The sequence below is a fragment of the Microbacterium cucumeris genome, assembly GCF_058349845.2.
On record NZ_JBYRIZ020000001.1, the window covers coordinates 113,707 to 127,524 of the forward strand.

Here is a 13,818-nt window from a genome sequence, read left to right on the forward strand (position 1 = left end):
GGGGCCAGGGGAGGGGCGGTGCCTACTCGCCGTCCTCCGACTCTTTCTTGGACTTCTTCGCCTTCTTCACCGGGTCGGTGGCGATCACCGTGCTCGGGGTGTTGGCGGTCTCGCCGACGTGGTCCTCCGTGGCGACCAGCGGGGCGTCCGGGACACCGGCGCGCTCGTGAGCACCCTGGATCTCGGCGGCCTCGGTCTCGGCCGTCTGCGCCGTGACGTGGTGCTGGTGAGCATCCGCGGCATCCACCTCGGCCTGAGTGAGCGGGGTGAGACGGTCCTCGTAGAACCAGCGCGACATCGCGGCTCGCAGGTTCTGCGTCCACGGGATGCGGCCCTTCGCGTTCGGGCGGACCACGAGGGGCTCGTAGCCGTCGACGTCGATGAGCTTCCAGCGGTCGTACTTGTCGACCGGCTGGTGCACCTCGATGAACTCGCCGCCGGGGAGGCGGACGATGCGACCGGACTCGTAACCGTGCAGGACGATCTCGCGGTCCTTCTTCTGCAGCGCGATGCAGATGCGCTTGGTGACGAAGTAGCCGATGATCGGGCCGAGGAACAGCAGCGCCTGCAGCGTGTGGATCACGCCCTCCATCGTGAGCATGAAGTGCGTCGCGATGAGGTCCGAGGACGCCGCCGCCCACAGGACCGCGTAGAAGATGACGCCGGCGACGCCGATCGCCGTGCGCGTGGCCGCGTTGCGCGGTCGCTGGGCGATGTGGTGCTCGCGCTTGTCGCCGGTGACCCACGCCTCGATGAAGGGGTAGATCGCGACGGCCACGATGAACAGACCGAGCACGGCGACCGGGACGAGGATCCCGAACGACCAGGTGCGGTCGAGGAACACGATGTCCCAGTTCGACGGTGCCAGACGCAGCGCGCCGTCCGCGAAGCCGATGTACCAGTCCGGCTGGGTTCCGGCGGAGACGGGGGAGGGGTCGTAGGGGCCGTAGTTCCAGATCGGGTTGATCTGGAAGAACGTCGCGATCAGCACGATCGTGCCGAAGACGATGAACAGGTAGCCGCCCATCTTCGACATGTACACCGGCATCATCGGGTAGCCGACGACGTTGTCGTTCGAACGGCCGGGGCCGGCGAACTGGGTGTGCTTGTTGATGACCATGAGCATGAGGTGCAGCACGATGAACGCGATGACCAGCAGCGGCAGCAGCAGGATGTGCAGCGTGTAGAGGCGTCCGACGATGTCGGTGCCGGGGAACTCGCCGCCGAAGATCAGGAACGAGGTCCAGGTTCCGATCAGCGGGATGCCCTTGATCATGCCGTCGATGATGCGCAGGCCGTTGCCCGAGAGCAGGTCGTCCGGAAGCGAGTAGCCGGTGAAGCCCTCGGCCATCGCGAGGATGAACAGCACGAAGCCGATGACCCAGTTCAGCTCACGCGGCTTGCGGAAAGCGCCGGTGAAGAAGATGCGCAGCATGTGGACGCCGATGCCGGCCACGAAGACCAGGGCGGCCCAGTGGTGGATCTGGCGGACCAGCAGGCCGCCGCGCAGGTCGAAGGAGATGTGGAGCGTGGACTCCAGCGCCGCCGACATCTCGATGCCGCGCATCGGGGCGTAGGCGCCCGTGTAGTGCGTCTCGACCATCGAGGCCTGGAAGAAGAACGTCAGGAAGGTTCCGGAGAGGAACACGACGACGAAGCTCCACAGCGCGATCTCGCCGAGCATGAACGACCAGTGGTCGGGGAAGATCTTCCGGCCGAGCTCCTTGACGAAGCCGGAGAGGCTGGTGCGCTCATCGATGTAGTTCGACGCGGCGCCGACGAAGCGGCCGCCGAGAGGCGCCTTGGTGTCCTTGTTGTCCTCTTTGGACAGCGTTGCGGTGCTCAATGACGCTCCCAGAAGCTCGGGCCGACGGGCTCAGTGAAGTCGCTGCGTGCGACGAGGTAACCCTCATCGTCGACGGTGATGGGCAGCTGCGGCAGCGGACGCGCGGCCGGGCCGAAGATGACCTTGGCGTGGTCGGTGACGTCGAACTGCGACTGGTGGCAGGGGCACAGGAGGTGGTGCGTCTGCTGCTCGTAGAGGGCCACGGGGCAGCCGACGTGCGTGCAGACCTTCGAGTACGCGACGATGCCGTCGTACGACCAGTCCTTGCGCTCCTCGGACTCGATCAGCTGCTCGGGGCGCAGGCGCATCATCAGCACGATGGCCTTGGCCTTCTCCTCGAGGTAGCCGTCGTGGTGCGACAGCGAGGCGAGGTCCTCGGGGATGACGTGGAACGCCGATCCGAGGGTGACGTCCGCCGCACGGATCGGGGTGCCGTCGGGGTCGCGCACCAGGCGCTGCCCCTCCTCCCACATGGTGTGCTTGAGCAGCGCCACCGGGTCGCCCTTGGTGGGGTCGTCGGGGGTGCTGTGCGGCGCGAGACCGCGGAAGAGCGTGACGCCCGGGATGATCGACGCGACGACCGCAGCGAACAGCGAGTTGCGGATCATGGTGCGCCGGCCGAAACCGGACTCCTCGTTCGCGTCGGCGAACGCCTTGACGGCTGCTTCGCGAGTGGAGTCCTTCCCCCGGGTGGGGTGGCGGAGCTCGGTGTGCTCCTTGTCGCTCATCAGCGCCTTGGACCAGTGGATGGCGCCGAGGCCGAGAGCGAGCAGGGCGAGGCCGATGCCGAGACCGATGAACAGGTTGTTGTAGCGGATCGAGACCAGCGACTGGTCCTCGATCGGGAACAGCATGTAGGCCGCGACCGCCCAGATCGAGCCGGCCAGCGACAGGTAGAAAAGCGTGTAGACCGTTCGGGCCGCGCGCTTCTCGGCGCGCGGATCCTTGTCGGTCATCCGCTCGCGGTGCGGCGGCAGCCCCGGATTCTGCACGGGATCGCTGACTGCGACACCCAGCCCCGGAGAGGGCTGGTAGGCCCTGTCAAGAGCCTGCGAGTCGTCGTCGTGTGCCATGGTGCTCCTCGTACGTTCCTCTTCGATGAAAATGCGTCAGTTGGACTTCGCCGTGATCCACACGGTCACGGCGACGAGCGCGCCGATGCCGAAGATCCACACGAACAGACCCTCCGAGACCGGCCCGAGGGATCCGAGGGTGAAGCCGCCGGGGGCCACTGCCTCCTGCTGGAACACGAGCGCGGCGATGATGTCGCGCTTGTCCTCGTCGGACAGGTTCATGTCACCGAAGACGGGCATGTTCTGCGGGCCGGTGACCATGGCGGCGTAGATGTGCAGCGCGCTGGTCTCGGTCAGGGCCGGGGCGTACTTGCCCTCGGTGAGGGCACCGCCGGCCGCCGCGACGTTGTGGCACATCGCGCAGTTCACGCGGAACAGCTCGGCGCCGTGCGAGACGCTGGGCTCGTCATCGGCGTTCTCCGGGTTGGCCTCGCCGTTGGTGATCCAGTCGGCGGGGTACGTCGGGCCTGGGGCCACGGACTGCACGTAGGCGGACAGCGCCTGGATCTGGTCCTCGGTGAACTGCACCGGCTTCTGCGGCGCCTGCGGCCCCTGCATCTGCAGCGGCATGCGGCCGGTCGACAGCTGGAACTCGGTGGCGAGCTCGCCGACGCCGATGAGGCTCGGCCCGTTGTCGGTGCCCTGCAGGTCGAGACCGTGGCAGGTCGCGCAGTTCGCCTGGAACAGCTTCTCGCCGTCCTCGACGGTGAGCGACGCCGCGGCGACGGTCGGGGTCTCGGTCGCGGCGAAGGCCGCGGATGCTCCGGCGTACACGCCGCCGGTGATGAGGAGTCCTGCTCCGATCAGTGCCGCTGCCGCGAAGGGGCTGCGGCGACCGTTCGAACGGCGCTTCTTCTCTCGTGCCATCTCGGGGATCAGCTCCGCTCTTATTTCAGGAAGTAGATGACGAAGAACAGCACGATCCAGACGACGTCGACGAAGTGCCAGTAGTAGGACACCACGATCGAGGACGTCGCCTCCTTGTGCGTGAAGTTCTTGACGGCGAACGCGCGGCCCATGACGAGCAGGAACGCGATGAGACCGCCGGTGACGTGGAGGGCGTGGAAGCCCGTGGTCAGGTAGAACGCCGAGGCGTAGGAGTTCTCCTGGATCGGGAGACCCTCAGCCACCAGCTGCGCGTACTCCCAGACCTGACCGGACACGAAGATCGCGCCCAGCGCGAAGGTGAGCCAGAACCACTCGACCATGCCCCAGCCGAACAGGCGGCGACGGCCGGCGGGGTTCAGCTGGCCCTTGGCGAGCCGGTAGGGCTGCAGATCCTCGGCCGCGAAGACGCCCATCTGGCACGTCACGGAGGAGAGCACGAGGATCGCGGTGTTGATCGCGGCGAACGGAACGTTGAGCAGTTCCGTGCTCTCGGCCCAGAGCTCCGGTGAGGTGCTGCGGAGAGTGAAGTAGATCGCGAAGAGTCCTGCGAAGAACATCACCTCGCTGCCGAGCCACACGATGGTGCCGACAGCTACCGGGTTGGGCCGCTTGATCGTTCGGGCAGCCGGGGCATACGTCGCTGAGGTCGTCACCCCTCCATTATGGCCGATCCCGGCGGGCGATTCTTGCATCGCGGGCCCCCGATTCCCTGGTCCGGCACTTAGGGGAGCCTAAGAAACGTCTGCGAATCTGCGGTGAATTCAAGGGAAAAGCGGATGCCCGCGACGTTCGGCGGGTCTCGAGGAAATTCTGCGCGCCGATAGGATCGCACACATGGCTGAATCCCTGACCTGGTCCGATGTGCTCACGACCCTCCTCGAGCGGCGCGATCTGAGCGTGTGGGAGTCCACGTGGGCCATGCGCCAGGTCATGCAGGGGAACGTCGGCGACGCGGCTCTGGCGGGCTTCCTCGTCGCGCTGCGCGCGAAGGGCGAGACGATCGATGAGATCGTCGGCTTCCGCGACGCCATCCTCGAAGCAGCAGTGCCTCTGCCGGTGTCTCCGGACGTCCTGGACATCGTCGGCACCGGCGGCGACCGCGTCGGCACCGTGAACATCTCGACCACGGCGGCCGTCATCATCGGCGCGACCGGCATCCCCGTCGTCAAGCACGGCAACCGTGCGGCCAGCTCGTCCTCGGGCGCATCCGACGTCCTCGGCGCGCTCGGCCTGGAACTTTCGCTCTCGCCGGAGCACGTCGCCTCCGTGCTCGATCGCACCGGCATCACGTTCGCGTGGGCAGCCGCCTTCCATCCGGGATTCAAGCATGCCGGGGCCGCGCGCGCCGAGCTCGGCATCCCGACGGTGTTCAACATGCTCGGCCCGCTGTGCAATCCGGCCCGTGCCGAGGCGAACGCGGTCGGCGTCGCGCAGTTGGAGCGCGTGCCGCTCATCACCGGGGTCTTCCGCACCCGCGGCGCGACCGCGCTCGTCTTCCGTGGCGACGACGGACTCGACGAGCTGACGACGACCGGCCACAGCCGCATCTGGGAGGTGTCGCGCGGCGACATCCACGAGCACGACCTCGATCCTCGCGACCTCGGCATCCCGCTGGCCGACCTGGCCGACCTGATCGGCGGCTCGCCGGAGCACAACGCCGACGTGCTGCGGCGGACGCTTGCGGGGGAGCAGGGGCCCGTGCGCGACATCGTCCTGCTCAACGCCGCCGCCGGGATCGTCGCGTTCGAGCTGTCGCAGGATGCCTCACAGGTGCAGCGCCCCATCCTCGACCGGCTGCGCGACGCCTACGCCAAGGCCGGAGATGCGGTCGACGACGGTCGGGCGGCCGCGAAGCTCGACGAATGGGTGTCCGTGTCCCGCGAGCTGGCCACGGCCTGACGATCATGGATCCGGCAGCCGCGCTCCTCGAGATCGCCGCGCTGCTGGAGCGCGAGCGGGCGTCGCGCTATAGAGCGAAGGCGTTCCGTCAGGCAGCGGCCACGTTCCAGGACCTGCCGGATGACGTGCGCGCCGATCCCGTGCGGCTGCGCGCTGCCAAGGGCATCGGGGACTCCACGTTCGAGGTGATCCGCCAGGCGCAGGCCGGCGAGGTCCCGCGCTATCTGATCGAGCTGCGCGGGGAGGTCGAGCCGGAGCTGACCTCGCAGCTTCGCCCGCTGCTGCGCGGTGACCTGCACGCGCACACGGACTGGTCCGACGGCACGACGCCGATCGGCACCATGGTCGATGCCGCGCGGGCGCTCGGGCACGAGTACCTGGCGATCACCGACCACTCGCCGCGGCTGCGCGTCGCGCGAGGCCTCTCCGCCGAGCGGCTCCGCGAGCAGATCCCGCTCGTGCGCGGCGCGTCGGACTCCGGTCTGCGCGTGCTCGCCGGCATCGAGGTGGACATCCTGGAGGACGGCGCCCTGGATCAGGAGCCGGATCTGCTCGACGAGCTCGACATCGTGGTGGCCTCCGTGCATTCGAAGCTCCGCATGGATGCCGCGGGCATGACCGCTCGCATGCTCGCGGCGGTGGCGTCGGGGCGCGCGAACGTGCTCGGACACTGCACGGGCCGGCTCGTGCAGGGAGACCGGGGCACACGTCCGCCCTCCGACTTCGACGCCCGCGCGGTGTTCGCAGCGTGCGCCGAGCACGGGGTCGCGGTCGAGATCAACTCCCGCCCGGAGCGGCAGGATCCGCCGGACGAACTCATCGCGATCGCCCTCGACGAGGGATGCCTGTTCTCGATCGACTCCGATGCGCACGCGCCCGGTCAGCTGTCGCTGCTGGATCACGGGGCACTGCGCGCGGAACGCGCCGGGGTGCCGGCTGCGCGGATCGTGACGACCTGGGGAGTCGACCGGCTGCTGGCCTGGGCGGAGTGACCTAGGCCCTCGACGCGTGATTCAGTCGGGGAGTGCGGCGAGGGCTCGCGTCATCGACGTGCCCAGGTTCCAGCTCGTCGCGAGGGCGGTCGCGGCATCCTTGGCGGCGTCGTCGAGCCCGCCCAGCCGAATGGACGGCACAGCGATGTCGAGGTCGCGGGCGACGAGCACGACGGTCGGTGCGACGTCGAGGTAGTCGGAGGCGGCGATGATCTTGGCGCGGATGCCCGCGGACATGCCTTCGCCGGCCAGCGCCGCGGCGCGGATCCCGGCGAGGTCGCCGTGGGTCTGGAGCAAGGTGGCCGCCGTCTTCTCGCCGATGCCGGGGACACCGGGCAGTCCGTCGGAGGCGTCGCCGCGCATGGTGGCGAAGTCCGCGTACTGCGAGGGCAGCACGCCGTACTTCGCGACGACGCTCGCCTCGGTGAGGACCTCGAGGTTGCTCATGCCGCGCGCCGTGTAGACGATGCGGATGTCGCGGGCGTCGTCGATCAGCTGGAAGAGGTCTCGGTCGCCGGTGACGACGTCGACCGGCAGGGTGGAGCGCGTCGCGAGCGTGCCGATCACGTCGTCGGCCTCGTGGGCGGCGACTCCGATGATCGGGATGCCGAGCGCCTCGAGCTCAGCGCGGATGAGCGGGATCTGCGCCTCGAGCGGGTCGGGCACCTCTTCGACGTCGGCGCCGTTCGGGACGACCTCGACGACGCGGTGCGCTTTGTAGCTGGGGATGAGATCGACGCGCCACTGCGGACGCCAGTCGTCGTCCCAGCAGGCGACGAGGTGGGTCGGCTGGTAGGTGCTGACGAGCTTGGCGATCATGTCGAGCAGGCCGCGTGCGGCGTTGATCGGGGAACCGTCCGGTGCCGTCACCTTGTCGGGCACGCCGTAGAATGCCCGGAAGTAGAGGCTCGCGGTGTCCAGCAGCATCAGCCTGTCGCTCATGGGTTCAGCATGGCATAGGGTGCGGACGCCGCCGGCCGTGCGTCAGCAGCCGGGGGAGGACGGCTTCTGCTCGCACGTGAATGCCACGAGCGCGGTGTGCGCCTCGAAGATGCGGATCCGCTGGTCGGCGCCCTCGCTCGTGACCTGACCGTCGATCGGCAGCCATCCGATGCCGAGGTCGATCTCAGCCGTGTAACGGACATCGACGGACGCGAGGTACTCGCCGCGCTCGGCATAGGCGTGGCTCGTCGGCGTCGGAGTGAACTGGGCCTGGTCGAGGTCAGCCCAGCTGCGCCCGCCGTCCGTCGTCGTGGTCGTGCTGCCGTCTCCGTAGTCGAAGTCGAACCCCGCCGGCGTGAAGCGCACGCTGATCGGGTAGCCGAAGAGTTCGCCCTCGACGGTCTGCGCTGACGCGGCGGCGACGAAGTTCGTGGGGAGCCCGGCGACCCCGACGTTCTCGGGCTCCGCGACGACGGTCGTGCCGTCGGGAGCGAAGCGGGCCAGGTCGCTGATCGTGATCGCGGGCAGTGCGGGCGCCGAGTCCTCCTCGGCCGGTTCCTCTGCTTCCTCGCGTGCGAGGAAGCAGCCGATGTAGTTGCTCCAGTGCTCGAGGCAGGTGCCGAAGTCGTACTCGTAGGTGGTGTACCAGCCGTCGTCCTCCGGGGCGGTGCCGGGGGAATCGGGGTTGCCGACGGGAGTGGTGCCTGGAGACCCGGATTCGGTCTTCGAAGAATCCGCCGTGACCTCGTCACCAGTGTTGCCGAGAATGAGATCTCCGAGGCCATCACTGCCATCGGCGCCCGAGAGCAGCGCCAGGTTGAGAATGAGAGCGAGCTTTACGAGCGTGCGCACGATGGGTCCTGAACTGCCTCGCTTGAAGCGATAACGAGTTCGTCGCCGACAAACTGATAGCCGACGTCGACGGCATACCTTTCAGGACGCTCTGGGTTCACTTGCGACTCGCCATCCGCGTCCACAACTGTCACCTCGCTAACATCCAGACACACTCTCGCCTTGATTGCCTCGAAAGGGGGGTCCGCCTCCGTACCTTCGAAGGAGACGACACGGGTATCTCCGTCGACCTCGTAGCCTTCGGCATGCATCGCCGAGAACGCTTCACGATCGGAGGCGTTCACCGCATCGGTCGTAAGAGCGAAGAGCGGTTCAAATGTGGAGGGGTCGCTCGCGTCGATTCCGTTGAGGGCGGAGACATACTCCCGGTACACCTCTTCCGCGGCGGCGAACGCCTCCTCCTCGGACGAGAAGGCGGCCGTGGGGGTAGGCGTCGGCTCCGGTTCCGGCGCGCAGGCGGCGAGCGAGCCGGCCGCGAGAACGAGGCACGCGGCGGTCAGGCGGAGGCGTCCGATGCGCGAGAAGGTCACCCGCTCACCGTAACGCCAACCCCGCGGCATCAGCGGGAGTTATCCACAGGCGACAATCGGCGGAGAACCTGGTAATCTGAAGTGTCACTTGTGGCGCGCTGGCGCGTGCCTTCGTGGCAGCACTCCACAATCCATCCGCTCTCGGCCATCAGTCACGTGTGCGCACGTCGGTGCGAGAGCCCGAGCATCCATTCAACAAGGACAACCCACTACATGACTACCGCAACGACCGCCCCGGCCACCAAGCAGGTCGCGATCAACGACATCGGATCTGCCGAGGACTTCCTGGCCGCGGTCGAGAAGACCCTGAAGTTCTTCAACGACGGCGACATCATCGAGGGCACGATCGTCAAGATCGACCGCGACGAGGTTCTGCTCGACGTCGGGTACAAGACCGAGGGCGTCATCCCCTCGCGCGAGCTCTCCATCAAGCACGACGTCGACCCCAACGAGGTCGTCGCCGTCGGCGACCAGGTCGAGGCCCTCGTCCTCCAGAAGGAGGACAAGGAAGGCCGACTGATCCTCTCCAAGAAGCGTGCGCAGTACGAGCGCGCCTGGGGCGACGTCGAGAAGATCAAGGAGAACGACGGCGTCGTCACCGGCACCGTCATCGAGGTCGTCAAGGGTGGCCTCATCGTCGACATCGGCCTGCGCGGCTTCCTGCCGGCATCGCTGATCGAGCTCCGCCGCGTCCGCGACCTCACGCCGTACCTCGGCCAGGAGATCGAGGCCAAGATCCTCGAGCTCGACAAGAACCGCAACAACGTGGTGCTCTCCCGCCGCGCGCTGCTGGAGCAGACGCAGTCCGAGTCGCGCACGACCTTCCTCAACAACCTGCACAAGGGTCAGGTCCGCAAGGGTGTCGTGTCCTCGATCGTCAACTTCGGTGCGTTCGTCGACCTGGGCGGCGTGGACGGCCTCGTGCACGTCTCCGAGCTGTCCTGGAAGCACATCGAGCACGCCTCCGAGGTCGTCGAGGTGGGCCAGGAGGTCACCGTCGAGATCCTCGAGGTCGACCTCGACCGCGAGCGCGTCTCCCTGTCGCTGAAGGCGACGCAGGAGGACCCGTGGCAGGTCTTCGCCCGCACCCACGCGATCGGCCAGATCGCACCGGGCAAGGTCACCAAGCTCGTTCCGTTCGGTGCGTTCGTGCGCGTCGCAGACGGCATCGAGGGCCTCGTGCACATCTCCGAGCTCTCCAGCAAGCACGTCGAGCTGGCTGAGCAGGTCGTCTCCGTCGGCGAAGAGGTCTTCGTCAAGGTCATCGACATCGACCTCGAGCGTCGCCGCATCTCGCTGTCCCTCAAGCAGGCCAACGAGTCGGTCGACCCGTTCGGCACCGAGTTCGACCCGGCCCTGTACGGCATGCTCGCCGAGTACGACGAGAACGGCGAGTACAAGTACCCGGAGGGCTTCGACCCCGAGACGGGCGCCTGGAAGGAAGGCTTCGACGCCGCTCGCGAGGCATGGGAGCAGGAGTATGCTGCGGCCCAGGCTCGCTGGGAGGCGCACAAGGTCGCGGTCGCCAAGGCGGCCGAGGCCGAGGCTGCTGCCGGCGACGACTTCGCCGCCGGTCAGTCCTTCACGAGCGACTCGGCCGGTGCCGGCACGCTCGCGGACGACGAGGCTCTCGCCGCTCTGCGCGAGAAGCTCTCGGGCGGCAACGCGTAAGCATCGCTCCAACGGAACGGGTCGTCACCTTCGGGTGGCGGCCCGTTCCGCATCTCAGGGCGGATGCCGGAACCCGCATCAGGCCGGCTCAGCGCGTCCGCGGCGCCCGTTGCACGGTCACCGGGCCGGGCCGGACCCGCACCCGGTCGCCGACGCGGGGGAGCGGGCGGCCTTCGAACATCTCCACTGCCGTGACCAGGGCGAGACCCGAGTGATGCTCCAGCCGCAGGGCTCCGGCCTGGGACGACACCGCCGACAGCACGAAGGTCGTCTCGGCATCCGTCTCCGGTGCATCGGAGGTGACGAGCACCACGTCCTGCGGGGCGATGGCGGCGAACGCGGGCTCCCCGGGGGCGATCGGCTCCGCGGTGCGCCCCGGCAGACGGATGCCGTCGCCGACGTCGAGGGCGTCCCCGGTCCACCGTCCCTCGACGACGCTGAATCCGCTCAGTCGTGCCGTGAAGGGATGCTTCGGGCGCGCGGCGAGCTCAGCCGGCGAGCCGCGCTCGACCACCCGGCCCTCGTGGAGCACGACGCAGTCGTCCGCGAGTTGCCAGGCGTCCGCGAGATCGTGCGTGACGAGGACCGCGGATGTTCCGGTCCGGGACAACTCCGCGGAGAGCAGCCGCCGCACCACCGGCGCGCTCTCGGCGTCCAGCGCGGAGAACGGCTCGTCGAGCAGGATCACGTGAGGCTCTGCGGCGAAGGCGCGGGCGATCGCGACCCGCTGCTGCTGCCCTCCGGACAACTCGTGCGGCGCGGCCTCCCCGCGGTCCGCCAGTCCGACGCGGTCCAGCCAGTCGTGAGCGATGACGAGCGCCGCTGCGCGCCCCGCACCGCGCGCCCGTGGCCCGAAGGCGACGTTCTGCGCCGCCGTCAGATGGGGGAAGAGTCGCGGCTTCTGGTCGAGCAGGCCGATCCGACGTTCTTCGGGACCTCGGCGCACCGCACCGGCCTGCTCGAGGACCCGCCCGTCGAGCAGCACGCGTCCGGAGGAGAGCGGAACGAGTCCGGCGAGCGCGGCCAGCAGCGTCGACTTGCCGGAGCCGTTCGGGCCGAGCACCGCAAGCCGTCCACCCGGCTCCAGCTCGAGCGTCGCCGCCACCTCGAACGCCTCGCGGCGCACGGTGACCTCCGCGCGCAGCTCGCCGGCTCGCGGCGTCATCGTACGGCGTCCTCTCGCCAGGAGCGCAGGCCGCTCACGACCACGGCCGCGCTGACGAGCAGCAGCAGCGACAGGGCGACGGCCGAGTCCTGGGTCACGCTGACGCCGTTGAACGCCGTGTAGATCGCGAGCGGCATCGTCCGGGTCGTGCCCTCGGCGTTGCCGGCGAACAGGGCGGTCGCGCCGAACTCTCCCAGCGCTCGCGCGAAGCACAGCACGGTGCCGGCGACGAGACCGGGGAGCACGAGGGGCAGTGTGATCTGCACGAGGACGCGCCACCGCCCGGCACCCAGCGTGGCGGCCACCTGCTCGTGCCCGATGCCGGAGGTGCGCAGGGCGCCCTCGAGAGCGATCACGAGGAACGGCAGCGACACGAACGCCTGCGCCACCACGACTGCAGCCGTGGTGTAGGGCAGGCTGAACCCGGTGGCCTCGAACAGCGGGCGCCCGACGAGACCGCTGCGCCCGAGCAGCGCGAGCAGGGCGAGGCCGCCGACCATGGGTGGCAGCACGAGCGGCACGAGCACGAGCGTGCGCAGCACCGAGGCCACCCGGCGCGGTGCGCGGGCGATCACGATCGCCAGCGGTCCGCCCAGCAGCAGGCACAGCACGGTCGCGCAGGCAGCGGTCCCGAGCGACAGCCCGAGCGCGCTGAGGGCGGCGGGGGAGAGCAGATCCTCGCCCAGTCGTTCCCACCGCACGCGGGAGATCAGCCCGACGATCGGCAGCACGAGCAGGGCGATCGCGGCGATCGCCGGGACGTACAGCCCGCGAGGCAGGTTCACGGCGTCCCGAAGCCCGCCTGAGCGAGGATCCGCTGCCCGTCATCCGACAGCACGAAATCGACGAACGCCTGCGCCGCCACGGGGGAGCGGGCATCCTCGGCCACCGCGATCGGGTAGCGGTTGACGACGGCATCCGCCCCGCTCGGGACGATGCCCTCCAGCTCTCCGCCGGAGCCCGCGATGTCCGTGGCGTACACGAGTCCGGCATCCGCCTCGCCCCCGGCGACGCGCGTGGTGACGCCGGTGACACTCGTCTCCTCGCTGACGGCGGTCACCGGGACTCCGGCGTTCGAGAGCAGGGTCCGCGCGGCCTCGCCGCACGGGACTTCGGGGGCGCACAGCACCACCGCGAGATCGGGGTCCGCGAGGTCGGGAAGATCCGCGATGCCCTTCGGGTTCCCGGGGGCGACGGCGATCCGCAGCGTGTTCGTGGCGAAGACGTCGCCGGCGTCTGTGCGCCCGGCGGCGGTGACCGGCTCGAGACTGGACTCGTTCGCGAAGGCGACCACGTCGACGTCCGCGCCGTCGATGATCTGCGTCGCGAGAGCCTGCGATCCGTCGTAGCGGATCGGGTCGACGGAGTACTCCGGATGCTCGGCGACGAACGCCTCGGCGAGTTCGTCGAACGTTCCCTGCAGGGACGCCGCCGCGAAGACGACCAGCGGCTCCGAGCGGGCCGGATCCTCCTCGGCCGTGGTCGCGCATCCGCTCAGCGCCAACGCGGCCGCCGCGAGGATCGCGAGGGCGGGCCTCGGACGCGTCATCGCGCACCGTCGCTCGAGCGCGGCGTCTCCACGATCACCGTGGTCGCCTTCACGATCGCCGTCGCGAGGCTGCCGACCTCGAGTCCGAGCTCGCGCACGGCCTCGGTGGACATGAGCGACACGACCCGATGCGGGCCGCACTGCATCTCGACCTGCGACATCACGGTGTCGGACGTCACAGCCGTGACGATCCCGACGAAGCGATTGCGGGCGCTGGAGGATCGTTCGAGAGGATCGTCCGGTCCGCCCGATGCGCGGGTGAGGTGCGCGGCGAGATCCACGCCGTCGACGATCCGGCGGCCGGACTCGTCTCGGCGGGCTGCGAGCTGCCCGCCGTCGATCCACCGGCGCACGGTGTCGTCGCTGACGGACAACAGACGAGCTGCATCGCGGATTCGGAATGCGGTCATG

14 protein-coding genes are annotated in these 13,818 nt (G+C 69.0%); 3 read left to right on the forward strand and 11 right to left on the reverse strand.

Features of this window, described 5'->3' with window-relative positions; genetic code table 11:
• Window positions 1-22 precede the first annotated feature (22 nt).
• Genes qcrB through ctaE form a run of 4 tightly spaced genes read right to left on the reverse strand, consistent with a single transcriptional unit; the run spans window position 23 to window position 4,499 of the window.
• The gene (gene qcrB, locus AC3RXZ_RS00570; protein WP_243226001.1) at window positions 23-1,846 is read right to left on the reverse strand and encodes a cytochrome bc1 complex cytochrome b subunit; all 1,824 of its coding nucleotides are present in this window, start codon (window positions 1,844-1,846) and stop codon (window positions 23-25) included.
• Window positions 1,843-2,919 carry a cytochrome bc1 complex Rieske iron-sulfur subunit gene (gene qcrA, locus AC3RXZ_RS00575; RefSeq protein WP_243226000.1) on the reverse strand — a complete coding sequence of 359 codons (1,077 nt, stop codon included), beginning with the start codon at window positions 2,917-2,919 and terminating at the stop codon, window positions 1,843-1,845. The genes qcrB and qcrA overlap by 4 nt, the downstream gene beginning before the upstream one ends.
• Window positions 2,920-2,955: 36 nt before the next feature.
• A complete protein-coding gene (gene qcrC / locus AC3RXZ_RS00580; protein ID WP_243225998.1) occupies window positions 2,956-3,786 on the reverse strand; it encodes a cytochrome bc1 complex diheme cytochrome c subunit in 831 nt (276 codons plus the stop codon).
• Between the two features lie 20 nt (window positions 3,787-3,806).
• The gene (gene ctaE, locus AC3RXZ_RS00585; protein WP_491492850.1) at window positions 3,807-4,499 is read right to left on the reverse strand and encodes an aa3-type cytochrome oxidase subunit III; all 693 of its coding nucleotides are present in this window, start codon (window positions 4,497-4,499) and stop codon (window positions 3,807-3,809) included.
• Window positions 4,500-4,641: 142 nt separating this feature from the next.
• On the opposite strand from ctaE, the gene trpD reads away from it, so the two are divergent.
• Both trpD and AC3RXZ_RS00595 read left to right on the forward strand, forming a co-directional pair.
• Window positions 4,642-5,706: an anthranilate phosphoribosyltransferase gene (trpD, locus tag AC3RXZ_RS00590; RefSeq protein WP_243225994.1), complete on the forward strand. Its 1,065-nt coding sequence runs from the start codon at window positions 4,642-4,644 to the stop codon at window positions 5,704-5,706.
• Between the two features lie 5 nt (window positions 5,707-5,711).
• Window positions 5,712-6,698 (forward strand): PHP domain-containing protein, encoded by a 987-nt coding sequence (locus tag AC3RXZ_RS00595; RefSeq protein WP_243225993.1) that lies wholly within the window; start codon window positions 5,712-5,714, stop codon window positions 6,696-6,698.
• Between the two features lie 21 nt (window positions 6,699-6,719).
• On the opposite strand, the gene AC3RXZ_RS00600 is transcribed toward AC3RXZ_RS00595, so the two are convergent.
• From AC3RXZ_RS00600 to AC3RXZ_RS00610, 3 genes are read right to left on the reverse strand one after another with little or no spacing between them, the layout of a single operon-like run.
• Window positions 6,720-7,640: a 5'-3' exonuclease gene (locus tag AC3RXZ_RS00600; protein WP_243225991.1), complete on the reverse strand. Its 921-nt coding sequence runs from the start codon at window positions 7,638-7,640 to the stop codon at window positions 6,720-6,722.
• 42 nt (window positions 7,641-7,682) lie between these two features.
• A complete protein-coding gene (locus tag AC3RXZ_RS00605) occupies window positions 7,683-8,492 on the reverse strand; it encodes a hypothetical protein (protein ID WP_491492851.1) in 810 nt (269 codons plus the stop codon).
• A complete protein-coding gene (locus AC3RXZ_RS00610; protein ID WP_491492852.1) occupies window positions 8,477-9,022 on the reverse strand; it encodes a hypothetical protein in 546 nt (181 codons plus the stop codon). The genes AC3RXZ_RS00605 and AC3RXZ_RS00610 overlap by 16 nt, the downstream gene beginning before the upstream one ends.
• A gap of 213 nt (window positions 9,023-9,235) precedes the next feature.
• On the opposite strand from AC3RXZ_RS00610, the gene rpsA reads away from it, so the two are divergent.
• Window positions 9,236-10,693 carry a 30S ribosomal protein S1 gene (gene rpsA, locus AC3RXZ_RS00615; protein ID WP_243225987.1) on the forward strand — a complete coding sequence of 486 codons (1,458 nt, stop codon included), beginning with the start codon at window positions 9,236-9,238 and terminating at the stop codon, window positions 10,691-10,693.
• An 88-nt stretch (window positions 10,694-10,781) separates the two neighbouring features.
• Here the strand turns inward: rpsA and AC3RXZ_RS00620 are convergent, their stop codons facing one another.
• From AC3RXZ_RS00620 to AC3RXZ_RS00635, 4 genes are read right to left on the reverse strand one after another with little or no spacing between them, the layout of a single operon-like run.
• Complete coding sequence (locus AC3RXZ_RS00620) at window positions 10,782-11,858, reverse strand: sulfate/molybdate ABC transporter ATP-binding protein (RefSeq protein ID WP_491492853.1); 1,077 nt, start codon at window positions 11,856-11,858, stop codon at window positions 10,782-10,784.
• Window positions 11,855-12,643 carry an ABC transporter permease gene (locus AC3RXZ_RS00625; protein WP_243225985.1) on the reverse strand — a complete coding sequence of 263 codons (789 nt, stop codon included), beginning with the start codon at window positions 12,641-12,643 and terminating at the stop codon, window positions 11,855-11,857. Before AC3RXZ_RS00625 ends, AC3RXZ_RS00620 begins: the two co-directional genes overlap by 4 nt.
• On the reverse strand, window positions 12,640-13,407 hold the full coding sequence (gene modA / locus AC3RXZ_RS00630; protein ID WP_243225984.1) for a molybdate ABC transporter substrate-binding protein: 768 nt from the start codon (window positions 13,405-13,407) through the stop codon (window positions 12,640-12,642). The genes AC3RXZ_RS00625 and modA overlap by 4 nt, the downstream gene beginning before the upstream one ends.
• Complete coding sequence (locus tag AC3RXZ_RS00635; RefSeq protein WP_243225983.1) at window positions 13,404-13,817, reverse strand: TOBE domain-containing protein; 414 nt, start codon at window positions 13,815-13,817, stop codon at window positions 13,404-13,406. Before AC3RXZ_RS00635 ends, modA begins: the two co-directional genes overlap by 4 nt.
• Window position 13,818 lies beyond the last annotated feature (1 nt).

Excerpts from the sequence above, each read along its gene's own strand:
- qcrA (WP_243226000.1), bottom strand. The coding sequence starts at position 2,919 with ATGGCACACGACGACGACTCGCAGGCTCTTGACAGGGCCTACCAGCCC.
- qcrC (WP_243225998.1), bottom strand. The coding sequence starts at position 3,786 with ATGGCACGAGAGAAGAAGCGCCGTTCGAACGGTCGCCGCAGCCCCTTC.
- ctaE (WP_491492850.1), bottom strand. The coding sequence starts at position 4,499 with ATGCAAGAATCGCCCGCCGGGATCGGCCATAATGGAGGGGTGACGACC.
- trpD (WP_243225994.1), top strand. The coding sequence starts at position 4,642 with ATGGCTGAATCCCTGACCTGGTCCGATGTGCTCACGACCCTCCTCGAG.
- AC3RXZ_RS00595 (WP_243225993.1), top strand. The coding sequence starts at position 5,712 with ATGGATCCGGCAGCCGCGCTCCTCGAGATCGCCGCGCTGCTGGAGCGC.
- AC3RXZ_RS00600 (WP_243225991.1), bottom strand. The coding sequence starts at position 7,640 with ATGAGCGACAGGCTGATGCTGCTGGACACCGCGAGCCTCTACTTCCGG.
- rpsA (WP_243225987.1), top strand. The coding sequence starts at position 9,236 with ATGACTACCGCAACGACCGCCCCGGCCACCAAGCAGGTCGCGATCAAC.
- AC3RXZ_RS00620 (WP_491492853.1), bottom strand. The coding sequence starts at position 11,858 with ATGACGCCGCGAGCCGGCGAGCTGCGCGCGGAGGTCACCGTGCGCCGC.
- modA (WP_243225984.1), bottom strand. The coding sequence starts at position 13,407 with ATGACGCGTCCGAGGCCCGCCCTCGCGATCCTCGCGGCGGCCGCGTTG.
- AC3RXZ_RS00635 (WP_243225983.1), bottom strand. The coding sequence starts at position 13,817 with ATGACCGCATTCCGAATCCGCGATGCAGCTCGTCTGTTGTCCGTCAGC.